At 28.4% G+C, this 24,320-nt stretch carries 23 protein-coding genes; 12 read left to right on the top strand and 11 right to left on the bottom strand.

Going from position 1 to position 24,320, the window contains the following annotated elements:
- Positions 1 to 17: 17 nt before the first annotated feature.
- The 4 genes from ribH to MKD34_RS06025 are packed head-to-tail and all read left to right on the top strand — an operon-like array spanning position 18 to position 3,449.
- On the top strand, positions 18 to 491 hold the full coding sequence (ribH, locus tag MKD34_RS06010) for a 6,7-dimethyl-8-ribityllumazine synthase (RefSeq protein ID WP_023049816.1): 474 nt from the start codon (positions 18 to 20) through the stop codon (positions 489 to 491).
- 2 nt (positions 492 to 493) lie between these two features.
- Complete coding sequence (gene ribD, locus MKD34_RS06015) at positions 494 to 1,591, top strand: bifunctional diaminohydroxyphosphoribosylaminopyrimidine deaminase/5-amino-6-(5-phosphoribosylamino)uracil reductase RibD (protein ID WP_240218704.1); 1,098 nt, start codon at positions 494 to 496, stop codon at positions 1,589 to 1,591.
- Positions 1,576 to 2,232 carry a riboflavin synthase gene (locus tag MKD34_RS06020; RefSeq protein WP_240218705.1) on the top strand — a complete coding sequence of 219 codons (657 nt, stop codon included), beginning with the start codon at positions 1,576 to 1,578 and terminating at the stop codon, positions 2,230 to 2,232. The genes ribD and MKD34_RS06020 overlap by 16 nt, the downstream gene beginning before the upstream one ends.
- A 17-nt stretch (positions 2,233 to 2,249) precedes the next feature.
- Entirely contained in the window at positions 2,250 to 3,449 is a 1,200-nt protein-coding gene (locus tag MKD34_RS06025) for a bifunctional 3,4-dihydroxy-2-butanone-4-phosphate synthase/GTP cyclohydrolase II (RefSeq protein ID WP_240218706.1), read from the top strand.
- 28 nt (positions 3,450 to 3,477) lie between these two features.
- Here MKD34_RS06025 and MKD34_RS06030 read toward each other — a convergent pair whose 3' ends face one another.
- Genes MKD34_RS06030 through MKD34_RS06045 form a run of 4 tightly spaced genes read right to left on the bottom strand, consistent with a single transcriptional unit; the run spans position 3,478 to position 6,377 of the window.
- Positions 3,478 to 3,741 carry a hypothetical protein gene (locus tag MKD34_RS06030; RefSeq protein WP_240218707.1) on the bottom strand — a complete coding sequence of 88 codons (264 nt, stop codon included), beginning with the start codon at positions 3,739 to 3,741 and terminating at the stop codon, positions 3,478 to 3,480.
- A 5-nt stretch (positions 3,742 to 3,746) separates the two neighbouring features.
- Entirely contained in the window at positions 3,747 to 4,775 is a 1,029-nt protein-coding gene (locus MKD34_RS06035; protein ID WP_240218708.1) for an alpha/beta hydrolase, read from the bottom strand.
- A 17-nt stretch (positions 4,776 to 4,792) separates the two neighbouring features.
- Positions 4,793 to 6,184: an asparagine--tRNA ligase gene (gene asnS, locus MKD34_RS06040; protein WP_240218709.1), complete on the bottom strand. Its 1,392-nt coding sequence runs from the start codon at positions 6,182 to 6,184 to the stop codon at positions 4,793 to 4,795.
- Positions 6,185 to 6,191: 7 nt separating this feature from the next.
- Positions 6,192 to 6,377, bottom strand: a complete 186-nt coding sequence (locus MKD34_RS06045) for a DUF896 domain-containing protein (protein ID WP_240218710.1) — start codon at positions 6,375 to 6,377, stop codon at positions 6,192 to 6,194.
- A gap of 178 nt (positions 6,378 to 6,555) precedes the next feature.
- Between MKD34_RS06045 and aroA the strand changes: the two genes are divergently transcribed.
- Together aroA and MKD34_RS06055 are read left to right on the top strand one after the other, a co-directional pair.
- Positions 6,556 to 7,839 carry a 3-phosphoshikimate 1-carboxyvinyltransferase gene (gene aroA, locus MKD34_RS06050; protein WP_240218711.1) on the top strand — a complete coding sequence of 428 codons (1,284 nt, stop codon included), beginning with the start codon at positions 6,556 to 6,558 and terminating at the stop codon, positions 7,837 to 7,839.
- A complete protein-coding gene (locus tag MKD34_RS06055) occupies positions 7,839 to 10,124 on the top strand; it encodes a patatin-like phospholipase family protein (RefSeq protein ID WP_240218712.1) in 2,286 nt (761 codons plus the stop codon). Before aroA ends, MKD34_RS06055 begins: the two co-directional genes overlap by 1 nt.
- A 10-nt stretch (positions 10,125 to 10,134) precedes the next feature.
- On the opposite strand, the gene MKD34_RS06060 is transcribed toward MKD34_RS06055, so the two are convergent.
- From MKD34_RS06060 to MKD34_RS06070, 3 genes are all read right to left on the bottom strand, one after another.
- Positions 10,135 to 10,983, bottom strand: a complete 849-nt coding sequence (locus tag MKD34_RS06060; protein WP_240218713.1) for a YjjW family glycine radical enzyme activase — start codon at positions 10,981 to 10,983, stop codon at positions 10,135 to 10,137.
- Position 10,984: 1 nt separating this feature from the next.
- Complete coding sequence (locus tag MKD34_RS06065; protein WP_240218714.1) at positions 10,985 to 12,472, bottom strand: YjjI family glycine radical enzyme; 1,488 nt, start codon at positions 12,470 to 12,472, stop codon at positions 10,985 to 10,987.
- A gap of 62 nt (positions 12,473 to 12,534) precedes the next feature.
- Complete coding sequence (locus tag MKD34_RS06070) at positions 12,535 to 13,128, bottom strand: sigma-70 family RNA polymerase sigma factor (RefSeq protein ID WP_240218715.1); 594 nt, start codon at positions 13,126 to 13,128, stop codon at positions 12,535 to 12,537.
- 219 nt (positions 13,129 to 13,347) lie between these two features.
- On the opposite strand from MKD34_RS06070, the gene MKD34_RS06075 reads away from it, so the two are divergent.
- The 4 genes from MKD34_RS06075 (at position 13,348) to MKD34_RS06090 (ending at position 18,041) form a co-directional block, all read left to right on the top strand.
- Positions 13,348 to 15,012 carry a formate--tetrahydrofolate ligase gene (locus MKD34_RS06075; RefSeq protein WP_240218716.1) on the top strand — a complete coding sequence of 555 codons (1,665 nt, stop codon included), beginning with the start codon at positions 13,348 to 13,350 and terminating at the stop codon, positions 15,010 to 15,012.
- Positions 15,013 to 15,111: 99 nt separating this feature from the next.
- On the top strand, positions 15,112 to 16,095 hold the full coding sequence (locus tag MKD34_RS06080; protein WP_240218717.1) for an AIR synthase family protein: 984 nt from the start codon (positions 15,112 to 15,114) through the stop codon (positions 16,093 to 16,095).
- 15 nt (positions 16,096 to 16,110) lie between these two features.
- Positions 16,111 to 17,412, top strand: coding sequence for a 16S rRNA (cytosine(967)-C(5))-methyltransferase RsmB (rsmB, locus tag MKD34_RS06085; RefSeq protein ID WP_240218718.1), 1,302 nt, complete (start codon positions 16,111 to 16,113; stop codon positions 17,410 to 17,412).
- Entirely contained in the window at positions 17,412 to 18,041 is a 630-nt protein-coding gene (locus tag MKD34_RS06090) for an O-methyltransferase (RefSeq protein ID WP_240218719.1), read from the top strand. The genes rsmB and MKD34_RS06090 overlap by 1 nt, the downstream gene beginning before the upstream one ends.
- Before the next feature lie 37 nt (positions 18,042 to 18,078).
- On the opposite strand, the gene MKD34_RS06095 is transcribed toward MKD34_RS06090, so the two are convergent.
- Positions 18,079 to 18,585, bottom strand: coding sequence for an FUSC family protein (locus MKD34_RS06095; RefSeq protein WP_240218720.1), 507 nt, complete (start codon positions 18,583 to 18,585; stop codon positions 18,079 to 18,081).
- Between the two features lie 255 nt (positions 18,586 to 18,840).
- Here MKD34_RS06095 and MKD34_RS06100 point away from each other — a divergent pair, with 255 nt between their 5' ends.
- Entirely contained in the window at positions 18,841 to 19,467 is a 627-nt protein-coding gene (locus MKD34_RS06100) for an MBL fold metallo-hydrolase (RefSeq protein WP_240218721.1), read from the top strand.
- An 11-nt stretch (positions 19,468 to 19,478) separates the two neighbouring features.
- Positions 19,479 to 20,423: an NAD(P)/FAD-dependent oxidoreductase gene (locus tag MKD34_RS06105; protein ID WP_240218722.1), complete on the top strand. Its 945-nt coding sequence runs from the start codon at positions 19,479 to 19,481 to the stop codon at positions 20,421 to 20,423.
- 35 nt (positions 20,424 to 20,458) lie between these two features.
- Here the strand turns inward: MKD34_RS06105 and MKD34_RS06110 are convergent, their stop codons facing one another.
- From MKD34_RS06110 to MKD34_RS06120, 3 genes are all read right to left on the bottom strand, one after another.
- The gene (locus MKD34_RS06110) at positions 20,459 to 22,570 is read right to left on the bottom strand and encodes a glutamine synthetase III family protein (protein WP_240218723.1); all 2,112 of its coding nucleotides are present in this window, start codon (positions 22,568 to 22,570) and stop codon (positions 20,459 to 20,461) included.
- A 116-nt stretch (positions 22,571 to 22,686) separates the two neighbouring features.
- Positions 22,687 to 23,451 carry an IclR family transcriptional regulator gene (locus MKD34_RS06115; protein ID WP_240218724.1) on the bottom strand — a complete coding sequence of 255 codons (765 nt, stop codon included), beginning with the start codon at positions 23,449 to 23,451 and terminating at the stop codon, positions 22,687 to 22,689.
- An 11-nt stretch (positions 23,452 to 23,462) separates the two neighbouring features.
- Entirely contained in the window at positions 23,463 to 24,308 is an 846-nt protein-coding gene (locus MKD34_RS06120; RefSeq protein ID WP_023049783.1) for a CvfB family protein, read from the bottom strand.
- Positions 24,309 to 24,320: the final 12 nt, after the last annotated feature.

A 24,320-nucleotide genomic window follows, 5' to 3' on the forward strand; every position in this document is an offset into this window, starting at 1 on the left:
TTTGAGGAGGACTAAAAATGGTAAAAATTTATGAAGGAAATTTTATAGGTGAAAATTTAAAGGTAGGTATCGTTTGTGCTAGATTCAATGAATTTATTGTATCTAAACTTTTATCTGGTTCAATTGATGCTTTAAAAAGACATTCAGTTAACGAGGAAAATATACATGTTTCTTGGGTTCCAGGAGCTTTTGAAATTCCTCTTATTGCAAAAAAAATGGTTGAAACTAAAAAGTTTGATGTTGTTATTGCTCTTGGAGCCGTAATTAGGGGAGCTACTCCACATTTTGATTATGTTTGTTCAGAAGTTTCTAAAGGTGTAGCATCAATATCTTTAGATTCTGGAATTCCTGTAATTTTTGGTGTATTAACAGTTAATTCAATTGAAGAAGCTATTGAAAGAGCTGGTACAAAAGCTGGAAATAAAGGATTTGAAGCTGGACTTTCTGCTATTGAAACTGTTAATCTTATTAGAAGCATTTCAGAGGAATAATTATGCATAATTACTTTATGGAAATAGCTATTAATGAAGCTAAAAAAGGTATAGGCACTGTTAACCCTAATCCGCTTGTTGGAGCTGTTCTAGTTAAAGATAATGAAATTATAGCAATGGGACACCATGAGTTTTATGGTGGCCCACATGCTGAAGTTAATACTTTAAATAAATCTAATGACACTGAAGGATGTACTCTCTATGTTACTTTAGAACCTTGTTCTCACTATGGAAAAACACCACCTTGTACTAAACTTATTATTAGCTCCAAAATAAAAAGATGCGTTATTGCAACTTTAGACCCTAATCCATTAGTTAGTGGTCGAGGTGCAAAACAATTAGAGGAAGCTGGTATTGAAGTTATCATTGGAGTCTTAGAAAATGAAGCTAAAAATTTAAATAAAGTTTTCTTTAAGTATATAGAAAATAAAATTCCATATATTTTTATAAAAGCTGGGATAACACTTGATGGTAAAATAGCCACTCAATCTTTTTCTTCACAATGGATTACAAATTCTTTAGCCCGAAATAAAGTAGAAAAATATCGAAACTTTTTCTCTGGAATTTTAGTTGGAGCAAATACTGTTATTCAAGACAATCCATCTCTTAGATGCAAAACTCTGGGTAAACGTAATCCTTATAGATTAATTTTGGATAAAAATTTAATTATCTCAGAAAAATATAGTATAATAAGTAATAATGAGGATCAAAAAACTTTTATTATTACATCTGAAAAAAATATCCATCTAGAAAAATTTCAATTATTTTCAGAGAAATTTTTAATTAAATTTATAACTTTTTCAGAAAATGAAAACTTAGAAGATATTTTAAAAAAAATCGGTTCTTATAATATTGATTCTATATTAGTCGAAGGTGGTTCAGGAGTAATCTCATCTTTTTTTAAAGAAGATATTTATGATGGTGGAGAAATTATTATTGCTCCTAAAATACTAGGAGATAATCTTGCTATACCATTTTTAAATGGTTTTTCTCCTAATATGATTGATGAAGGAATTACTTTGAGAAATATTAAAATAAACATTTATGATGATAATATTGGATTTGAGTTTTATAAGGAGGAAGGATGTTTACCGGTTTAATTGAAGAGCTTGGAAAAGTTGTTTCTATTGATAAAACTCCACAAGGTGCAAATATAACTATCTCATGTAATAAAGTTTTACAAAAGGCAGCTATTGGAGATAGTATTGCTACAAACGGCGTTTGTTTAACTGTTGTTAAACTATCTAATACGACTTTTACAGCTAATATAATGAATGAATCTTTAAAAGTTTCATCTTTAAAAAATTTAAAGATTGGAGATTTAGTCAATTTGGAAAAATCTTTAACTTTACAATCCTATTTAGGCGGACATCTTGTTACAGGAGATGTTGACTGTTGTGGAAAAATAATCTCAATATCCAATGATGGGTTTGCACAAAAATATACAATTGAAATCCCTTTAGAGTTCATGAAATATGTTGTTTATAAGGGACGTATTACTATTGATGGAGCTAGTTTGACTGTTGCCTCATTAAATGATTCAACTTTAACAGTTTCATTAATTCCTCATACACAAAAATCTATAACTTTAGGTTTCAAAAATGTTGGAGATATTATAAATATTGAAACTGATTTAATTGCAAAACATCTCGAAAAATTACTCCTAAGTAGAGAAAAAACAGATGAAAAATCTAGTTCAAATATTTCCAAAAGTTTTTTAGCTGAAAATGGATTTTTCTAATATTAAGGAGGTTTAACATGTTTAATAAAATAGAAAATGCTATTAATGATTTAAAAAATGGAAAGTTAATAGTCGTTGTTGATAATGAAGATAGAGAAAACGAGGGAGATCTTGTTGGTGTTGGAGATATTATCTCTAAAGAAAATATTAATTTTATGATAAAATATGGAAGAGGTTTAGTTTGTGTTCCTCTTGAAGAAAAAAGAGCTAAAGAACTTGACTTAACTCCTATGGTTTTTAATAATAGTGATTCTCATCAAACTGCTTTTACAGTTTCTGTAGACTCTTTAGCTGGAACTACTACTGGAATCTCTGTTGAAGATAGATATAATACTATAAGAGATTTGGCTTTTAATTCTAAATCTGGCAATGATTTTAAAAAACCAGGTCATATATTTCCTCTAATAGCTAAAAATGGCGGAGTAATTGAAAGACCTGGACATACTGAAGCTTCTGTTGATCTTGCTAAATTAGCAGGTTTTAACGGTTGTGGTGTTATTTGTGAAATTATAAAAGAAGATGGTGAAATGGCACGTGTTCCTGACTTAATTGAATTTTGTAAGCTTCATGATCTAAAGATGATTACAATTGAAGATTTAATTGAATATAGAAAAAAAAATGAGTTCCAAACTGAATTAGTTTGTGAAGCTCCTTTACCTACAAAACATGGAACATTTAGACTAATAGGTTTTTCAAACACTATTGACTATAAAGAACATGTTGCATTAGTTTATGGAGACATTACAAATCAAGAAAATGTACTTTTACGTGTTCATTCAGAATGTTTGACAGGTGATGCTTTTGGTTCATTAAAATGTGATTGTGGTAGCCAATTAGATAAAGCTCTTGAAAATATTGTTAATCACGGATCTGGGGTACTTTTATATATGAGACAAGAAGGTCGAGGTATTGGGCTTCTTAATAAAATAAAAGCTTATAATCTTCAAGCTCAAGGTAAAGATACTGTTGAGGCTAATACTTTACTAGGATTTGATCCTGATTTAAGAGATTTTGCTGTTGCTGCTCAAATGATAAAACTTTTAAATATAAAAAGTATTGATTTAATGACTAATAATCCTAAAAAAATAAATGATTTAGAAAAATATGGCATTAAAATTAATCACAGAACACATATTGAATTTCCTTCAAATAGTTGCAATTCTAAGTATCTAAAAACAAAAAGAGAAAAAATGAATCATTTATTCAAAATAAACTAAAAAAAGGCTTGAGTTTTTAACTCAAGCCTTAATCTTTTAAGTCTTCTAAAACCATCAAATAATATTCTATACTATTTTCTAATTTTTCTTTTTCTTTTTTTGAATAATCACTAGCTGAAACTTTTATTTTTAAGTCTTTAAATTGTGTTTCTAACTCTTCTCTTTCTTTTTCTCTAAAAGGTTTTGCTACCATATCATAAAAATCATTTTGATAACTCTTATATTCTCCTTTTATCCCTAAAGAAAAACATCCTGTAAATAACAACATACTCAATAATAATAAGTATTTCATTATATCTACTTCCTTTTTTTTGTTTCTTCTGTAAAAAACACTAAAAAATTGTATATATCCTTTGATATATATTCCCATGTGTGGTATTCGTTTTCATAAATTTTCCCTTTAAAATCTAATCCATACTTCTTAGCTCTACCTACAACATCTAACCATTGCTGAAGCATTAAGTAAGGCTTTTTATCTTCTGAGCCAACACTTAAATAAAACTTTTTCCCTTTATATTTTTCAGGATTAGTCTTTTTTATAATACTATATGGATCATTTTTTAAAATTTTATATCCCCAAGGACTAAATACTTTCATGAAATGAGCTTTATTTACATCATTAAATAAAAATTGAGGCACATATAAATATCTAAAAATTCTCATAACTCTACGATTTATACTCATTCTTATTAAACTTATAGCTCCTGAAAAACTAGCTATAACATCATATGATTCTAAATTTTTAAGTCCAATTTTTAATGCACCATAGCCACCCATAGAAAATCCTCCAATTCCTTTTTTAGAATTAGGATATTCTCGCTCTATAAAATTAGTTAAATCCTTTGAAAAAAATTCTTCATACTGGTGAGACTGATCTTTATAAAAATTTGTATACCAACTTTCGCCATTATATCCCGAGTCCGGAAGAATAAAAATAATATCCTTTACTCTTCCACTTTTTTTTAAGCTTAAATAATTTTCACGTAATTTTGCTTTATAAATCCAGTCTTCGGCTTTATCTCTTATTCCATGAAGTAAAACTAAACATAATGGAGTTTCAGATATTACCTTAGGTCTCAGGATTAATACTCTCATATTTTCAGTAGTGTATTTAGTTTTTAAATATTTTTCTTCTATTATTAATTCTTCAAATAATTCTTTATGAGAAAATTCTTGATACCTAATTTTAGGATTCGCAATTTTCTCAACTTGATTAAAATTAAGAACTCTTTTTAATTTTCTATTTAATTTAAAATTATATGGGTATGTTACAGTGTAAAAAAGTAACGAAATAAAAACTAGAAAAAATAGTATTTCTAATATCATCCTTTATTCCTCAATAATTAAAATTCAGCATTATTTGGAGTTCTAGGGAATGGTATTACATCTCTTATGTTTGTTATTCCTGTTACATACATAATCATTCTTTCAAATCCTAATCCATATCCTGAATGAGGAAAACTTCCAAATCTTCTTAAATCTAAATAGAATCCATAATCTTCTGCACTTAATCCTGCTTCTGCCATTCTTTCTTCTAATACATCTATATTATCTTCTCTTTGAGATCCACCAATTATCTCTCCAATTCCTGGAGCTAATAAATCCATGGCTTTAACTGTTTTTCCATCTTCATTTAACTTCATATAAAAAGCTTTAATTTCTTTTGGATAATCTGTTACAAAAACTGGTCTTTTGAAATATTCTTCTGATAAGAATCTTTCGTGCTCACTTTGTAAATCAATTCCCCACTTAACAGGGTAATCAAATTTCTTTCCTGAATTTACTAAGATATCAATAGCTTCTGTATATGTTACTCTTCCAAAATCATTATTTAATACATTATTTAATTTATCAAATAATCCTTTTTCAATAAATTGATTGAAAAATTCCATTTCTTCAGGACACTCATCCATTACATATTTAATTATATACTTTACCATTGCTTCTGCTAATTCCATATTACCATCTAAGTCTGCAAAAGCTATTTCCGGTTCTATCATCCAAAACTCAGCAGCATGTCTTGAAGTATTTGATTGCTCCGCTCTAAATGTTGGTCCAAATGTATAGATATTTCTAAATGCAGAACAATAAGTCTCTCCATTTAATTGACCACTTACTGTTAAATTTGTTTCTTTTCCAAAGAAGTCTTTTGTTACATCAACCTTTCCTTCTTCAGTTTTAGGTACATCATTTAAATCAAGAGTTGTTACTCTAAACATCTCACCTGCACCTTCACAATCTGATCCTGTAATAATTGGTGTATGTGTATATACAAATCCATTCTCTTGGAAAAACTTATGGATTGCATAAGCTAAAACCGATCTTACTCTAAATACTGCAGAAAATGTATTTGTTCTTGGTCTTAAGTGTGCAATTGTTCTTAAAAATTCAAAAGAATGTCTTTTATTTTGTAATGGATAGTCTAAATCAGCTTTTTGGAAAATTTCAATCTCTTTAGCTTGGATTTCAAAATTTTGTCCTGCACCTTGAGACTTAACTACTATACCTTTTACAATTATTGACGATGATATTGAAAGTCTTGAAATTTCGTCAAAATTTGGTAAATTTGTATCAAATACTATTTGTACACCTTTGAAAAAACTTCCATCATTTAATTCTATAAATCCAAAGTTTTTTTGTGATCTTATTTTTCTTACCCAACCTGATAATTCAACTTCTTGGTCTAAATACTTCTCTGTTTCTCTATAAAGAGTTTTAACTAATTGTTTCATCATTTGCCCCCTATATCATCTTTGATTCATCGACAATTTCGATGCTGTCTAATTTTTGTTTTACTTGTGCTTTAAATTGCTCTAAATATAACTTTCTATATTTTTCTCTTTCAAGCTTCTCTTCAGCTGTTAGCTCTCTCTTTTTTGCTTGATCAGAAAAATAATTAACCATCTCTATAATATCTTTCATTTCCATATATTTCCTCCAAACTACATAAGTATATAGCCTTATTAAACTTTTAGAGTAATTATACCGCTTATTTAATATTTTGTCAATTTGCTTGTATCGCTAAAAAGAATATTTTTCTTGTATTAATTTTATGTAAAAATTGATATAATCTAAATACATTTTACTAAAGGAGTTGAAATTTTTAATGAATTATTTCCAACCAAAACCAATAACTAATTTCAATGTTACAGTTGATATTCCCGGTTCGAAATCAATAACGAACAGAGCTCTAATTCTTTCAGCTCTTTCTGGAAAAACTGTAGTTTTAAAAAATATTCTCTTAAGTGATGATACTAAATATATGATCGATGCTCTAAGAGCTTTAAATAATAATATCGAAATTGATGAAGTGAATAAGATTCTTAAAATTACAGGAAATAAAAATCCCAAATATGAAAATTTAAATTTATATATTGGAAATGCTGGAACTGCAATGAGATTTTTAAGTTCTTATTTAGCAACTGGAGAAGGAACTGCTACATTATATGGCAATAATCGTATGAATCAAAGACCTATTAAAGACCTCGTTGACTCTTTACTTCAACTAGGGGTTCATGTTGAATATCTAAATAATGAAGGATATCCTCCAATTCGTATAACTTCTAAAGGAATTTTTACAAATTATGTTAAGATTGATGGCAGCAAAAGTAGTCAATATATATCTTCGATTCTTATGGCTGCTCCTAATTTTAAGATTCCTATAGAAATTGAATTAAGTGGAAAAATTGTATCTAAACCATATATAAATATGACTTTAGCTATGATGAATAATTTTGGAATTAAATATAATTTTGAGAATAACTCAATATATATATCCCCACAAGAATATAATCTAAATGAATATTTAGTTGAAGGTGATATGTCTTCAGCCTCGTACTTTTTAGCAATGGCTTTAATTAGTAACTCTACAGTTACATTAAATAATTTTTTTAAAAATAGTATTCAAGGTGACTCTAAATTTTTAAATATTTTAAAAAAACTTGGATTAAAAGTATTAAAATTTAGTGATACTTCTATAACTGTAAAGGGAGTTCCAACATATAAAGGCATTGAATTGAGTATGAATGATATTCCAGACGTAGCTCAAACTTTAGCTGTTGTAGGTATTTTTGCAACATCACCTACTAAAGTATGGGATGTTGAGAATATGAGAATAAAAGAAACTGACAGAATATCAGCTTTAAAAAATGAAATTTTAAAAATTAATGGGGATTTTATAGAATTTAACGATGGTTTCTTAATCATTCCAAAATCTTTGGAAAATTATCAAGGTAACTCTTTAGAAACTTATGATGATCATAGAATGGCTATGTCTCTCTCTTTAATTGGTCTGAAAGTTCCAAATATAAAAATTTTGGATCCTGATTGTGTTTCTAAAACATTTCCTAATTTCTTCAAAGAATTTAGTAAGATTTATAAGGAGGAGTGATGATTAAAAAGATTCTTTTACTATTTTTATTAACTTTTATCAATATATTTTCAAGTAATTTTTCTCACTCCCCTGAAGATGTTGAAATTGAAAAATTAAAACAAGAAATAAAACTTCTTCAAAACAAAATAAAAAAACTTGAAAATAAAAAAATTGAAAAATTTAAACAAGAAGAGAAGCAACCTAAAATTGGACTTGTATTAAGTGGAGGTGGTGCGAAAGGATTTGCTCATATAGGTGTTCTTAAGGTTTTAGAAGCTAACAATATTAAGATTGATTATATTACAGGAACAAGCATGGGAGCTCTTATTGGTGCTTTATATTCCGCTGGTTATACACCGAATCAAATTGAAAAATTAGTTCTTGATATCAATTGGCAAGAAACTTTCAATGATAGCCCTAATATAACCGATATTTCTATAGATCAAAGATCAATGATGAAAAATTATAATCTTTCTTTAAAATATGATAATTCCTTAAACTTTGCTCTACCTAAAGGAATTAGGAATACACAAAAAATATACCTTACTTTAAAAAATCTTCTTTGGAATGTTGAACAAACAAGAGATTTTAAAAAATTACCAATTCCACTTGAAATTATTGCAACTGATTTAAACACAGGAAAAGCTAAAGCATTTAATAGTGGTGATTTAGCTCAAGTTATTACTGCAAGTATTTCAATTCCTACGATTTTTGACCCCGTAAAAATTGGAAATAATTATTATGTAGATGGTCTTTTATCTAGAAATTTTCCAGTTGAAGACGCTTTTAACTTAGGAGCTGATATTGTTATTGGTGTTGATGTTGGAACTTCTCTTCAAAAAAAAGAAGACTATGATATTTTAAGCGTTGCTGATCAAATCGTTGCTATTCAAAGTACAGGTTCTACTAAAAAGCAGAGAGATCTAGCTACAATATTAATTGAACCTGATATTTCAAATTTTAAAACAACCGATTTTAGTAATTTTAAAGAAATTGAAGCCTTAGGAGAAGCGGCTACAAAAGAACAACTTCAAAAGATATTAGATTTTGGACCTAAACCAAATAAAAGAAAGAGCTCTCTTCAATATAAAAATAATTTTGTTTTAGAAAATATTGATGTTTTAACTGAAACTAAAAATAATAATCATAAAGAAATAATTGAATCAATCTTTAAGGATTCTATAGGAACTAATTTAAATCCTGATACACTTGAAAAATTAATGTTAAAGACATATAGTTTAAATTTTGTTAATAAAATATATTACTCTTTTAAAAACAATACTTTAAAACTTCAAGTAGAAGAAAATCCTACTAATATAGTTGGTCTCGGAGTAGATTATCAAACTGATTATGGAACAACTTTCTCTATCGGAACTGATATTAGTTCATTTGGTAAAATCGGTAGTTTATCAACTATTGAAGCTACTTTTGGTGATTATCTTGGTCTTGATTTGAAAAATTTTTCATATTATGGAGTTTCAAATAAAGTTGGAATTTTAAGTAGTATTAGTTATGAAGAAAACCCATTTTTCATATATCATAATAAAAATAAAATTGGTAGTTATAAAAGTCAAGTTACAAAATTAGAAGGAGCTTTTGTTACACAATACTCTAACTTGTTTTTATTTTCATATGGAGCTTCTTTAAATTATGCTAATTTAGATCCTGAAATTAAAAATATATTTGACTCCTCAATACAATATTCAAAAAGTTATGGCGATATTTTTCTTAATATTAATTGGGATAAAACAAACTCTATAGCATTTCCTACAAAAGGTTTTAAGGGCGAAGTTTCTCAAAGATGGGGAGGAAATTTAGGAAAAGATAATTTAAACTTTTTATCTACTAATTATTTATCCTCAAATTATTTACCTATAACTGAAACAACAAGTTTAACTGCTAAATTTTTCGGCGGTAATATTACTGGCGATGACATTCTTCCAGATAAATACATCAAACTTGGTGGTTTGTCTGACGATTTATCTCATAATACTTTTGCTTTTAGCGGTTATTATTTCCAAGAAAAATATTTATCTTCTCTTTTTGGAGTAAGTTTTGGAGTTCAACAAAAACTTATAGAAAATTTATATATTGGAGCAAATTGGGATTTTGCAACATATAAATTTGCCAATGAAGTTTTTAATGATGATAAAAATTCAATTCTTTGGAAAGACTATTCTCAAGGAGCCGGAATAACTCTTAGTTATTTAAGTCTAATTGGTCCTGTTAAATTTAACATTTCTAAAGCTCAAGAATCTCATGATTTTCTTTTCCAATTTAGCTTTGGATATAAGTTTGATTAAAAAAAACACCCTAAATAATTAGGGTGTTTTTTGCTCCATTTTTTTGAGCTAATTTTTCCAATTCTTCTAATTCAATACCAGTTGGAGAGAATAAGTTGCTCTTCATCTCTTCTCTTACTCCAAAATGTCTGTATTTTATTATCTTATATCTAATATCTTTATTAGATATAGCTTTAGCAACATTTTCAACAATTAATCTATTATCTAATCTATTTTCAACTATAACACTTCTTACTTCAAATAGCTTTCCTATATCTCTTAAAAAATATAAGTTTTTTATAACTGAATTAACTTCTTTTCCTGTTAAAAGTAAATGTTCACTATTATTCCAAGCTTTTACATCTAACATAAAAAAATCTGTATTTTCTACTAACTCTTTATATTCAATATTATCTAAATTTAAACTTCCATTTGTATCCACAAAACAAGTTAAATTAGGCCATTTCTTTTTTACTTCAGAAAAAAGTCTAGCTATAAACTTATACTGTAAAGTACTTTCTCCGCCACTTACTGTTATTCCTTTTATAAAAGCTTTTACTTTACCTATTTCAGCTAACAAATCTTCAACCGTATACTCATTTACTTTAGGAGATGAATCAAATTTACAAATTTTTGTACATTGATCACATTCACAGCATAAATTTTTATTCCAAATTATTTTAGAATTATATATTTCTAAAGCTTTTGATGGACAAACTTCAACACATTTATAGCACTCTTTACAAATATTTATTGTCTCTGGATTATGACAATATTCACAATTAAAATTACATCCTTGGAAAAATATAGCCATTCTATTTCCTGGACCATCAACATTGGAAAATTTTATAATTTTATTTATTTTTGCCTTCAATCCCACATTACTCACTTCTCAATTTTCTTCCTAAAGCTTTAGCATTATCTCTAGCACCTTTTCCTAAAATAGTTGTATCTCTTAATACTTGCTCACCTTTATCTAACTTTTCAATTTCTGATTTTTTTACAAGGTATCCTGTTACTCTAACTACATCACAAGTATCACTATACAATGAGAAAAATCTCATTTCAGTTTCAAAAGCTCCCTTTATTATATCTAAGATAGCCTCTGGATTTGACTTATATGTCTCATCAAACACAAATATATCGCCAATTCCACTTGGACAATATTGATGGAATGGAGCTGATTGAACTATGTGATCAAATATTTCTGGTTCCTCTCCAACTGGAATTCTACATCCTGGACTTTCATTTCTATCAGTATCTATTCCAACTTGTGAGTGTAGTAAATGAGTATTTCCAAAGAACTCTCCAGCATACTTTGTCTTATGAGCTGCTATTAGTTTTGACATAGCTTCTACTATTTCAAGTCCTAATTTATTTGCTTTTTCTGAATATCCAAATCTATCTTGTTTTTCTGTTGCACCTAAAAGATTATTTACACATTCAGCTAATCCAACAAAACCAAATAATCCTGTAAATTTTTCCTTTTCTAAAAGTCCCTCTTTTATTAAGAAACTACTTTCATAAAATCCACTTTCTTCTATAATAAATTTAGATCTTTCATCTATATATTCTAACATTTCTTTTGACACTTCAGGTAAAACTCTTGCAAAAAAGTCCTCTTTTGAATTAGCTAGCTTTGATAGAGCTCCTAATCTTACCCTAACTAAAGTATTCGCTCCACCACCTACTTTTAATCCATTATAGCAACTAACGATTCCGTATTCTCCTTTAAAATCTGCTCTAAAGATTTTATCATTAGCAAAACTTGGTTTAGCTGTTACTAATGCTGTTTTAATCGCTTCTACTGCAATTTTATCTGTTGTTTCTTCAGTATATTTTATTGTTAAATTTGGTGTTGGTAATTCAAGCTCTCTCATAGCTCTTAATATTAATATTCCAGCCTTTGTTTCTTTCGGTCCAATATTAGCATGACAAAATGAATCAGTTATTGTTGAATCTATATGTTTTAAAAATAATTTTATTGCTAAATATGCTTCCACTTCATCTTTAATAAAAGGTTCTAATAAATAGTCAATATTCCCTAAGTAAACAGGCATAGTCGTTATCGATGGAACGTGTTTATAAAGAATTAGTAAACCATGTATAGCTTCCCATATATTTGTTGGCTTTTCTAAGTTTAAAAACTTACTTCCTTGCTCCATAAAAATATTATAATCTGGAACAATATATCTTGGTCTATAAGGTGCATTACCTTCAAATAAATCACATATAATTCCATCTTCTATATATTTTTTTAAGGCTTCACTTTTATTCAAAACCTCTATACTACCTTCGGCTAATCTTGCTAGGGTCACAACTTTTTGCTCAAAAGTTATTTTTTGACTCTTTATTGTTTCTAATATCATTACTTTCTCCCTTTAGTTTAAATATAAATTTCACATATTATATTCAATTTCTACCACTTCTGTCAACTTTTATTATACTTTTCTAAAAAAATAACAACTTTCTTTTTAATCCTCTGAATAGAATTATCTATCGCTTTTGGCTCCTTTTCTAACTTTTCAGCTATTTCTAAATATCCATACCCTTTCACCATAAATTTAAATACCTCTTTTTCTAAACCACTTAGGTTATCTTTTAAAAATTTTTTTAAAAGTTTCATTAACTCTTTTCCAATAACAATTTGTTCTGGTGTATAATATTTTAATGATGGACTACTATATCTTATCAAATCTTCTAATTCTGAATACCCTTCTCCTTGCATTGCACTATTTAAGTTTTTATTTTTTTCAGAGTTATAATTTTTTACTGCCGTTATAATTTGTCTTTTTATACAAAGAGATGCAAAGGTACTAAAACACGCACTTCTATTTTCATCAAAAGATCTTATAGCTTTCATTAACCCTATCATTCCTTCTTGAACTAAATCCTCTCTCTCTGCACCTTTTAAAAATAAAGTTTTATTTCTTATATATATAAGATTTCTATATTCTGTTACTATCTTTTCTATGGAATCTATATCTCCTTGTTTAGCTAATAAAATATCCTCTTTGTTAATCATAGTACCCCCTTGTCCTAAAAATTAAACAACATTTTCTACTAATATAGATAATAATAACAAACTTCTCTTTCATATTTTATATACCTCCAATATTACAAAAAATCAATTTTTTATTTTAATTTATTGACCTTTCTTTTTTCATTATTTTAGGGTACAATTGTATTAATGAGATATTTTTCTAATTTATCTTAGAACACTTTATTTTTCAAGGAGGGGTCTATGAAAACAGATATACAAATTGCACAAGAAGCAAAATTATTAAAAATTTCTGAAATAGCTTCTAGGCTGAATATTACTGAGGATTATTACGATACTTACGGAAAATACAAAGCTAAACTTAATCTTTCTTTATTAGATGAACTTTCTAATAAAAAAGACGGAAAACTAGTTCTTGTTACTGCTATTACACCTACACCTGCAGGAGAAGGTAAATCTACTGTTACAGTTGGTTTAACACAAGCTTTAAATAGAATCGGTATTTCTTCAGTTGCAGCTCTTAGAGAACCGTCTTTAGGGCCTGTCTTTGGAATGAAGGGTGGAGCTACTGGTGGAGGTTATTCACAAGTTATACCAATGGAAGATATCAATTTACATTTTACTGGTGATTTCCATGCAATTGGAGTCGCTCATAATCTTGTTTCTGCTTGTATTGATAATCATATTACTCAAGGTAATTTTTTAGGTATTGATAATACTAAAATTACTTGGAAAAGAGTAGTTGATATGAATGATAGAAATCTTAGAAATATTGTTATTGGACTTGGAGGTAAAGCCAATGGATACCCAAGACAAGATTCTTTTCAAATAACTGTTGCTTCTGAAATTATGGCAACACTTTGCCTTTCAAATTCTTTAAAAGAACTAAAAGAAAATATTGGTAAAATTGTTTTTGGTTACGATTACAATGACAAACCGCTTACAATAAATGATTTAAAAATTTCTGGTGCTGTTACAGCACTTTTAAAAGAAGCTATAAAACCAAATTTAGTACAAACACTCGAAAATACTCCTGTTATAATTCATGGGGGACCATTTGCTAATATTGCTCATGGATGTAATTCATTACTTGCTACAAAACTAGCTCTTAAACTTTCAGACATTGCTGTTACAGAGGCTGGATTTGCTGCTGACTTAGGTGCTGAAAAATTTTTAGATATTAAATGTAGAAAGGGTGAATTAAATCCTAATTGTGTTGTTATTGTCGCTACGGTTAGAGCGTTAAAGCATCACGGTGGTGCTAAAATTCTTAATGAAGAAAATTTAGATGCTTTAAAATTAGGTTTAGCTAACTTAGACAAGCATATTGAAAATATGAAAAAATTTAATTTACCAGTTGTTGTAGCAATTAATAAATTTGTTACTGATACTGATGCTGAAATTAGCTTAATTAAGTCTCACTGTGAAAGTTTGGACGCTCCAGTGGCTTTATGTGAAGTTTGGGCTAAAGGTGGTGAAGGTGGTGAAGAACTTGCCAAGCTAGTTCTTGAGAAATTAGAAGAAAATAATACTAAATATAAACCTCTATATAATCTAGATTTACCTATAAAAGATAAAATTTCAAAAATATGTACAGAGATTTATGGAGCAAATGGAGTTACATTCTCTAGTGCTGCTAATAAAACAATAAAACAACTAGAAGAACTTGGATATGGATTACTTCCAATTTGTATGTCAAAAACTCAAAAATCAATCTCTGATAAAGCTAATCTTCTTGGAAGACCTAATAACTTTATAGTTGAAATTGATACTATCAAATTAGCGGCTGGTGCTGGCTTTATCATTGCTATGGCTGGTGGAATTATTGATATGCCAGGTTTACCAAAAGTTCCTGCTGCTGAACTTATTGATATTGATGAACATGGTGTTATAACTGGATTATTTTAAAAAATATTTTCCCTTACTTAAATACTAAGTAAGGGTTTTTTATTTTTATAAAATATAGTATAATATATTATAAAATTCTACTACATATGAGGAGTAAATATGAAGATTGGTAAACTTACTATTTCAGATTTAAAAGATTTAATTTTTAATAATATTAAAAATAACAATGATAAAATACTTTCTTTTGGAGAAATTGGTAGTGACTGTGCTGCTATTGAGGTTGGAGATAATATTGTTTATTTATCAACTGATCCAATTACAGGTAGTAATAGTGGTCTAGGTAAGTTGGCTATTAATATTAACTGTAATGATATTGCTACAGAGGGAATCGCTCCTATTGGAATTATGCTTACAATTTTAGCTCCTCCAGAAACAAAAAAGGAGGAAATTGCTGAAATTATGAGAGAAGCTCAGCAAGAAGCTGATAAGCTTGGTGTTTCTATAATTGGTGGACATACTGAGATTACCGCTGCAGTTAATAAAACGATAATATCTGCTACCTCAATTGGTATTGGGACAAAAGATAATTTTAAAAAAAGAGAGCACATTACTGCTGGTGATAGATTAATTATAACAAAAGGAGTTGGAATTGAAGGAACTGGTATTATTGCCTTTGAAAAAGAAAGTGAACTTCTCGATACTTTTTCTAAGGAGCTTGTTGATGATGCAAAAGCACTTTTAGATTTAACTAGTGTTGTAAAAGATGGTATTATTGCCAATAAATTCTCAAAAGGAATGCATGATGTGACTGAAGGTGGCCTTTTAGGTGCGCTTTGGGAGTCTAGCTGTTTTTATAATTTAGGCGTTGAAATTTCATATGAGAAAATATTTATACCTAAATGCACAAAAGAGATTTGTAATTATTTTAAAATTAACCCTTTAAAGCTTATATCAAGTGGAACTATGCTTATAGTAGTTGGAAAAAATAATGCTATTCCTTTAATTGAAAAATTGAAAGAAAACAACATTCCCGCTTTCGATATTGGAGAGTTTACTACTTCTAAAGAAAAAGTTCTTGTAAAAAATGGTAAGAGGTTGGAAATTATGCCTCCTCAAAGTGATGAGTTATATAAAGTTATATAGTTAGGAGATGTTATATTGAATATAAAACAAAGAATTATTGGTTTATTAAGCGAATTTGAAAAAGGAAAATATTCAAATATTCTTTTAAATGAATATTTTTCAAAAAATAATTTAAGTAAAGGAGAACGTGGTTTTATAACTGAAGTTTTCTATGGAGTTATTAGAAATGATATTTATTTAAATTACCAATTAGAAAAAAGAACTAAAGCTATTAAAAAAAATTGGATTAAAAATTTATTAAAAATCTCTATCTATCAAGCTACTTTTATGAATAGCGATGACAAAGGTATTGCATGGGAAGCAACTGAATTAACTAAAAATAAATTTGGAATACCTGTTAGCAAATTTGTCAATGGAGTTATCAGAAGTTATTTAAGAGATAAAGAGGACGAAATAAAAAAATTAAAAGACGAGGATAAACTTGATATTTTATACTCTTATCCTAGATGGTTTTATGAGAAAATAAAAAAAGAGTATGGAGATTCTACTGAACAAGTTTTAATATCATTAAAAAAAGTTCCATACATGAGTATTAGAGTAAATATTCTAAAGTACTCTGAAAAAGAGTTTGAAACTCTTTTAAAAGAATTAAAAATTGACATTATTAAAAAAGTTGATACTGTTTATTATATTGATTCAGGAGTTATATTGCATACACCTGAATTTAAAGATGGAAAAATCATTGCTCAAGATGGCTCTTCATATTTAGCTGCAAAAATTCTAAATCCTTTACCTGGAGAAAAAGTTGTAGATACATGCAGTGCTCCTGGAAGTAAAACAGCAGTTTTAGGGGAACTTATGAATAATACTGGAGAAATTTTTGCACTTGATATTCATCAGCACAAAATAAAAATAATAGAAGAAAACTTACATAAACTAGGACTTAGTAATGTAAAACCAATTAAATTAGATGCTCGTAAACTTAAAGAGCAGGGTCAAAAATTTGACAAAATTCTTGTAGATGCTCCATGTAGTGGATATGGTGTTCTTAGAAAAAAACCTGAAGCACTATATAATAAAAATATGAATAATGTTCATGAATTATCTACACTACAGTACGAAATTCTTGATTCTGCAGCTTTCTCATTAAAAGTTGGCGGAGAACTTGTATATAGTACTTGCACTATATTTTCTGAAGAAAATACAGATAATATCATTAAATTTTTAAATAATCATAAAAATTTCTCTGTTTTAAAATTTGACCTTCCTCAAAATGTAAACGGACATTTTGATTCAATTGGAGGTTTCTTAATTGATTATACTGAAGAAATTTTAGATAATTTTTATATTATTAAACTAAGAAAGGATTTTGAATAATGTTAGACGAATTAAAAGAAGCTAATGAATATGTTGTTAGCAAAATAGAGGAAAAGGATCCTTTAATCTTAGAGATGGAAGCCTTTGCAATTGAAAATAATGTACCTATTGTTACAAAAGAAGTTGCTAAATATCTTGATTTTTTAACTTCTAGTCACAATTTTAAAAATATACTTGAAATAGGAACTGCTATTGGATACTCTGGAACTATTATGGGAAGAGTTGCAAAAAAAAATGGTGGTAAATTAACAACTATCGAAATTGATGAAATTAGATATAATCAAGCTCTTGAAAACTTTAAGAAAGGAGAGCTTTTAGATTCAGTTAATCTAATTTTAGGAGATGGTGTTGAGGAAGTTAAAAAACTTAATGAAAAGTTTGACTTTATTTTTATAGATGCTTCTAAGGGACACTATATGGAATTTTTCACTGATTCTTTTGAGAGACTTACTGATGATGGGATGATTTTTATTGATAATATAATGTTTAGAGGTTATCTTTATAAAGAATATCCAAAAAGATTTAAAACAATTGTAAGAAGACTTGATGAGTTTATAACTTATCTTTCTAAAAATCACAATTTCGTTTTACTTCCATTTGGAGATGGAATTGGTCTTGTTCGTAAATAATTAATTAAAAAGTAGGATTATAATAATCCTACTTTTTTTAAACTCTTTTTCTTTTTTTTAAACTTTTGTACTCACCACTTAATATCCAATTCCAAACCAAAGCTATAATAACTCCTACTATAGTGGTTAGAATTCTTTTTCCAGCCCAAAAGTAAGGATCTCTCCCTTCCATATTAGTTGCTATACCTAAGAAAACAATACATGCTATTGTGCTTGACGCTGGCTTCTTCAAAATATAAGTACATCCAAAAATTATTATAATCATGGATAAAGCCATTATTAAACTTCCTTTAAAATCATTAGCTTCTGTTGTTATAAAGTAGATTGCAAACAATCCTACTACACCACCAAAGATAGTTCCGATTACTCTTTCTACACCAACTTTAAAAGAATCTTTTATTGTCCCTTGTAAGCAAGATACTGCTGCTATAGCAGCATAAAATGGATTTACATTAAATAACACTTTTAATAAAAAAACACACCAGAAAACAGAAATAGATATTTTTAAGCTTTTATTTAAGGTTTCATTATATTCTTTTTCCATAGTTACTTCCTTTTATGTGTATAATTTAGCAATAATATAGAAACTATACTTTTCTATTAAATACTTTCCTTCTTTAATATTTTTCTTGCTATTTTTCTAAATACTATTATATCTAAAAGTAAATTTTCCATCAATATATTTTTTATTACTTTATTACTAAAAAATATAATATTATAATAGATTAAAATATTTTCATAGAAAAAAATACTAAAATAATGTATAATTATGAAAAAGAATATATTGGAGGTATTTTTAATGAAAATTAAAGCCTTTCCTTTGGGAAGCTATATGACGAACTGCTATTTGGTTTGGAATGACAACAATGAAGCTTCTCTTTTTGATTGTAGTGATTCTAGATTAGAAAATATTGTATCTTTTATAAAAGATCATAATTTAACTCTAAAAAATGTTATTCTTACCCATGGTCACGGTGATCATATTGGTGGAATAAATGAAATAAAACATCTTTTTCCTAATGTTCACATTTATATTGGAAAAGAGGAAGAAAAATTTTTAACTGATGCATCCTTAAACTTGTCTTATGCTATTCAAGGATATGATTTTGTATATACAGGTGATTTTACTCCTATAAAAGAGGGAGATTCTATTTTTGGTTTTGAAGTTATTGATACTCCTGGTCATACAATTGGTTCTAAATGTTTTTATAACAAAGAATCTAATTTTATGATTTCTGGGGATACACTATTCAGAAGAAGTTATGGTAGATATGATTTACCTACTGGTAACTTATCACAATTACAAAGAAGTTTAAAAAAGATTTGTGAAACTTATCCAGAAGATACTATAGTGTATAGCGCCCATACTGAACCTACTATTTTAGGTGAGGAAAAAAGAGTATTAAAATCCCAAGGAATGTTTTAGGAGGAATTAATATGGAAAACAAAGTTTATGATGTTGTTATTATCGGTGCTGGACCAGCTGGTCTAACTGCAGCACTTTATGCTGGAAGATCTAATCTTTCAGTTTTAGTTATTGAGAAGCCGAATACTGGAAGTCTTCTTATGGCCCATAAAATAGAAAACTATCCTGGTATTTTAGGATCACCTACTGGAAAAGATATCTATACTCTAATGAAAGAGCAAACACTTAAATACAATGTTGAATTTGTCAATGCTACATTTTTAGCATTTGATTTATTTGGAGAACATAAAATTATAAAAACAGATATCGAAAATTTCCTAGGAAAAACTGTTATAATTGCAAGTGGATGGGCAAAAAATGGATCGAAAAAACTTCCTGGAGAAGAAAAGTATCTAGGAAAAGGAGTTTCTTACTGTGCAACTTGTGATGGTGCTTTTACAAGAAATATGACTGTTTCTCTTTTTGGAAAAGGTAAAGAAATTGCTGAAGAAGCTTTATTTTTAACAAAATATTCAAAAGAGATTCATATGTTTATAACTGATAACTGTGATGACAGTTGTGATAAAGCTCTTATGGAAACATTAAAAGCCAACGAAAAAGTTAAAATGTATTATTCAAGTGAACTAGTTGAAATTAAGGGAGATGAATTTGTTGAGGAGGTTATTGTTAAAATCAATGGTACTCATGAAACTTATCCTACTCAATTTGCTTTCTTATACCTAGGAACAAAATCGCTTAAAGAACTTTATGGTGAAGTAGCATCTTTAGATGAACACGGTTACATTATTACTAATGAAGCTATGCATACATCTATTGAAGGAATATATGCTGCTGGAGATGTTAGATCTAAACATATCAGACAAGTTACTACAGCTACATCAGATGGTACAATTGCTGCCTTAGAAGCGATTAAACATGTTTTAAAGAAACATAATTTAAAAGCACAATATAGCTAAAAAAAGTCAGAGTTTTACTCTGACTTTTCTATTTATTATAATTTAAATAACATATCTTCGTAAGTTGGTACAGGCCAAACTTTCTTTTCAACTTGATGCTCTAATAAATCAATAATATCTCTTAAACATTTAAGTAATGGGATTATTTCTTTATTTAAATAAACTACTTTTTCATATAAATCTTCAATTTCATTAGCTACTACAAGTTGTGACTCTAATTGAGCTAAGTAATCTTTTAAACGATTTTTTCCAGCTAATAGTTTTACTAAATGAGCTTTATCAGCTATCAAGAACTCGTCATCTCCTAAAACTTCTCTCAATGCTAAGATACTATTTGATATCTTAGCTGCATATTCCATTAAAGCTGGATATATCTCATTCCTAGCTATTCTAACCATTGAGCTTCCTTCGATATTAACTTGTTTAATATAACGCTCACAATAAACCATATATCTTGCCTCCAGCTCTTCTGGCGACAATACCTTAGCATTTTTAAATAATTCTACTATATTCTCTTGTCTGTATATTTTCAATCCTTCTAGTGTATTTTTTAAATTTTTCAAACCTCTTTTTTCCGCTTCAATTCTCCAGCTTTCATCATAACCATTTCCATTGAATATAATTCTTTTATGTTTTTCATATCTATCTTTTATAAGTTCGATTATATCCTTTTTTAAGTTCTTAGAATCTCTTCCTTCTAAATAATCAGCATATTCTTTTATTATAGTTCCAATAATTGTATTTATTATAAATGTTGGTGTCGATGCCGATGCACTTGAACCTGGCATTCTAAACTCAAATTTATTTCCTGTAAATGCAAAAGGTGATGTCCTATTTCTATCTGATATATCTTTTGGTATTTTTGTGAAGTTTTTTACACCAAACTCCATATTTTCTTGTGCTTCGTTTACAGGAACTATTTTTCCTATATTTTTTAATATTTCTTCTAACTCTTCCCCTATGAAAACCGAAATTATTGCAGGTGGTGCTTCGTGTCCACCTAATCTATGGTCATTTCCAGGAGTCGCACAAGAAGCTCTCAAGACATCTTCATATCTATCAATTCCCTCTAAAACTGCTGTTAAAAATACTAAAAACTGAAGATTATTTTTTGATAAAGAAGATGGATCTAATAAGTTTTCTCCCAAATTTGTTGATAATGACCAGTTGCAATGTTTTCCAGAACCATTAACTCCTTTAAATGGTTTCTCATGTAATAATGCACTTAATTTATGTCTATCTGCAACCTTCTTTATTATATCCATAGTCAATTGATTCTGATCAACAGCTACATTTGCTGTTGTAAACATCAATGCAATTTCAAACTGATTGGGAGCTACTTCATTATGTTTTGTTTTTGCCATTATGCCTATTTTCCATAATTCCGTATCTATCTCATTCATTACTTTTTCAACTTTTTCTTTTATACTTCCATAATAATGATCATTTAACTCTTGACCTTTTGGTGGTAAAGATCCAAATATTGTTCTACCTGAAAGCATTAAATCTTGACGTTTTTCCCAAAATTTCTTCTCTATTAAAAAATACTCTTGCTCTAATCCTAGAGTGTTCGTTATTGACGTTACATTTGATTTAGGGTCTAGTATCTTTTTTAATCTTAGTGCTTGCTCTGATATAAAGTCTATCGATCTTAATAAAGGTACTTTTTTATCTAATGCCATCTGATTATATCCAATAAAAGCTGTTGGAATATATAGTGATTTAGATAATCCCTCTCCTCTTAAAAACATTGGTGATTTACAATCCCACGCTGTGTATCCTCTTGCTTCAAAAGTTGATCTAACTCCTCCATTTGGAAATGATGATGTGTCAGCTTCACCCTTTATAAGCTCCTTCCCAGAAAATTGCGAAACACAAGTTCCATCAGACGACATAGAAATAAATGAATCATGCTTTTCAGCAGTCAATTCTGTCAATGGTTGAAACCAGTGTGTAAAATGTGTAGCTCCATTTTCAGTAGCCCAATTTTTAACTGCATTTGCTATTGAGTCAGCAAGTTCTATAGATAACTCTTTCTCTCCATTTTGAACTTTTTTAAACTCTTTAAAATACGATTCTGGTATTCTGCTTTTTAATTTATCCTCTGTAAAGCAAAATTGTCCAAAAATTTCCAGCATGTTGTTCATAAATCCTCCCTTTTTTGTTCTACATTGTCGAACGTCATTCTTCAATAAAAAATTGTTATATTAACAATATACTATTTTTATTTTTTTGTCAATAGGAAAATAAAAAAGAGGAGTTCTCACTCCTCTCGTGCTCCTAATTCGAACGATATTTTTTTACTCATAGCAACCATCTTTGGTGCCAATTTAGGTAAAATATTCATTAATTTTTCTCTTGTTGCCATTATTGATGCTGTTCCAACAAAAACATTATTAACTTTAAAAATTGGAACTGATATACAATAAATTCCTAATTCAACCTCTGATCGCTCTAAAGAATATCCATCTTCTCTAATCTTATAAATCTCTTCTATCAATGTTTCTCTATCTATTATTGTACTATTTGTATATTTGTATAATAGATTTTTACTAAATATTTTATCAATATTTACATCCTTAGAATATGCTAATGCCAACTTTCCAGAAGCTGATGCATTTAAAGGAATTTTAGTTATCGATGTACTAATTGTATAATACATCGAGTCAGATTGTACTCTATCAATTAATTTTAAATGCTCTCTCTTAAATAAAAATAAATTCACGGTCACTGAAAACTCTTCTGATATCTTTACTAAATACTTATGCCCAATATTCTTTATTAAAACATCCTCATTTACAATAAAGCTTTTTTCTATAAAGGCTGGTCCTAATGAATAGTTGCTATTTTTTTCATTTTGCTCTAAATACGAGTTTTTTAAAAGTGTTGATACAATTCCATGTACAGTACTTTTACTTAGATTAACCTTTTCACTAATCTCTTTTAATGAAAGTTCATGCACATTTTCATTAAAGCAGTTCATTATATCTATTGCTCTTTGGATAGATTGTATAGTTTTCCCTTCCATAAAATCCCCTTTTATTTTAATCTAAAGAATCCTTCTTCAGTTTTTTCAATTTTCCCCTCTTTTAAAAGTTTTCCTATAGCTCTTTTGAAAGCTTTTTTACTTATTCCAAAATACTCTTTTATAGCTTCTGGTGAACTATCGTCATTAAATCTAAAGTGTGTTTTTAATATCTTCATTTTTCCTAAAATACTTTCTGCATCTTTATCCATCTGAACAAAAGCTAGCTCTCTCATTGCTAAGTCTAACTTTCCATCCTCTCTAACTCTGATAACTCTAGCTTGAATCTCTTCACCTACGTAGAACTTTTTAAAACACTCACTATTTGGAATTAATCCAAAATATCTATTGTCCACTGCTACGAAAACACCAATCTCAGGATTAATTCTATATACTGTACCTTCTACAAAATCATTTTTTTGATAATCTTTATTTGGCATTAAAAAGCTATATATTTTCATTGTTGCAGATAGTCTTCCTTTACTATCCTCATATATTCCAACTAAAACCTCATCTCCTGGTTTAACTTCTCCTACCATTTGGGCATGTGGTAATAGTAACTCTTTTTTTAATCCCCAATCTAAGAATGCTCCCAATTTTTCATTTGTATCTGTTACATAAAGCTTTCCTATTGTTCCAACTGTTAAAGCTGTTTTTCTTAAAGTTGCTGTTAATCTATCTTCCGAGTCTCTATATATCATTACATCTAGCTCATCACCAATATCTAAAACTTTACCCTCTAACTCATTGTTAGGCAGAAGAATATTATCTTTTGAGTCTCCTGTTCCTGCATCTAAATGTGCTCCTTTGCTGCTGAAGTTATTAATCTTCATTGTTTGTCTTTTTCCTACTTTTACCATTTTACCTTTCTC

This window comes from Cetobacterium somerae (assembly GCF_022430525.1).
GTDB lineage: Bacteria > Fusobacteriota > Fusobacteriia > Fusobacteriales > Fusobacteriaceae > Cetobacterium_A.

Bases quoted from the DNA above. Each gene is read 5' to 3' on its own strand.
- ribH (WP_023049816.1), top strand. From the start codon at position 18: ATGGTAAAAATTTATGAAGGAAATTTTATAGGTGAAAATTTAAAGGTA.
- ribD (WP_240218704.1), top strand. From the start codon at position 494: ATGCATAATTACTTTATGGAAATAGCTATTAATGAAGCTAAAAAAGGT.
- MKD34_RS06020 (WP_240218705.1), top strand. From the start codon at position 1,576: ATGTTTACCGGTTTAATTGAAGAGCTTGGAAAAGTTGTTTCTATTGAT.
- MKD34_RS06025 (WP_240218706.1), top strand. From the start codon at position 2,250: ATGTTTAATAAAATAGAAAATGCTATTAATGATTTAAAAAATGGAAAG.
- MKD34_RS06030 (WP_240218707.1), bottom strand. From the start codon at position 3,741: ATGAAATACTTATTATTATTGAGTATGTTGTTATTTACAGGATGTTTT.
- MKD34_RS06035 (WP_240218708.1), bottom strand. From the start codon at position 4,775: ATGATATTAGAAATACTATTTTTTCTAGTTTTTATTTCGTTACTTTTT.
- asnS (WP_240218709.1), bottom strand. From the start codon at position 6,184: ATGATGAAACAATTAGTTAAAACTCTTTATAGAGAAACAGAGAAGTAT.
- MKD34_RS06045 (WP_240218710.1), bottom strand. From the start codon at position 6,377: ATGGAAATGAAAGATATTATAGAGATGGTTAATTATTTTTCTGATCAA.
- aroA (WP_240218711.1), top strand. From the start codon at position 6,556: ATGAATTATTTCCAACCAAAACCAATAACTAATTTCAATGTTACAGTT.
- MKD34_RS06055 (WP_240218712.1), top strand. From the start codon at position 7,839: ATGATTAAAAAGATTCTTTTACTATTTTTATTAACTTTTATCAATATA.
- MKD34_RS06065 (WP_240218714.1), bottom strand. From the start codon at position 12,472: ATGATATTAGAAACAATAAAGAGTCAAAAAATAACTTTTGAGCAAAAA.
- MKD34_RS06070 (WP_240218715.1), bottom strand. From the start codon at position 13,128: ATGATTAACAAAGAGGATATTTTATTAGCTAAACAAGGAGATATAGAT.
- MKD34_RS06075 (WP_240218716.1), top strand. From the start codon at position 13,348: ATGAAAACAGATATACAAATTGCACAAGAAGCAAAATTATTAAAAATT.
- MKD34_RS06080 (WP_240218717.1), top strand. From the start codon at position 15,112: ATGAAGATTGGTAAACTTACTATTTCAGATTTAAAAGATTTAATTTTT.
- MKD34_RS06090 (WP_240218719.1), top strand. From the start codon at position 17,412: ATGTTAGACGAATTAAAAGAAGCTAATGAATATGTTGTTAGCAAAATA.
- MKD34_RS06095 (WP_240218720.1), bottom strand. From the start codon at position 18,585: ATGGAAAAAGAATATAATGAAACCTTAAATAAAAGCTTAAAAATATCT.
- MKD34_RS06100 (WP_240218721.1), top strand. From the start codon at position 18,841: ATGAAAATTAAAGCCTTTCCTTTGGGAAGCTATATGACGAACTGCTAT.
- MKD34_RS06105 (WP_240218722.1), top strand. From the start codon at position 19,479: ATGGAAAACAAAGTTTATGATGTTGTTATTATCGGTGCTGGACCAGCT.
- MKD34_RS06110 (WP_240218723.1), bottom strand. From the start codon at position 22,570: ATGAACAACATGCTGGAAATTTTTGGACAATTTTGCTTTACAGAGGAT.
- MKD34_RS06115 (WP_240218724.1), bottom strand. From the start codon at position 23,451: ATGGAAGGGAAAACTATACAATCTATCCAAAGAGCAATAGATATAATG.
- MKD34_RS06120 (WP_023049783.1), bottom strand. From the start codon at position 24,308: ATGGTAAAAGTAGGAAAAAGACAAACAATGAAGATTAATAACTTCAGC.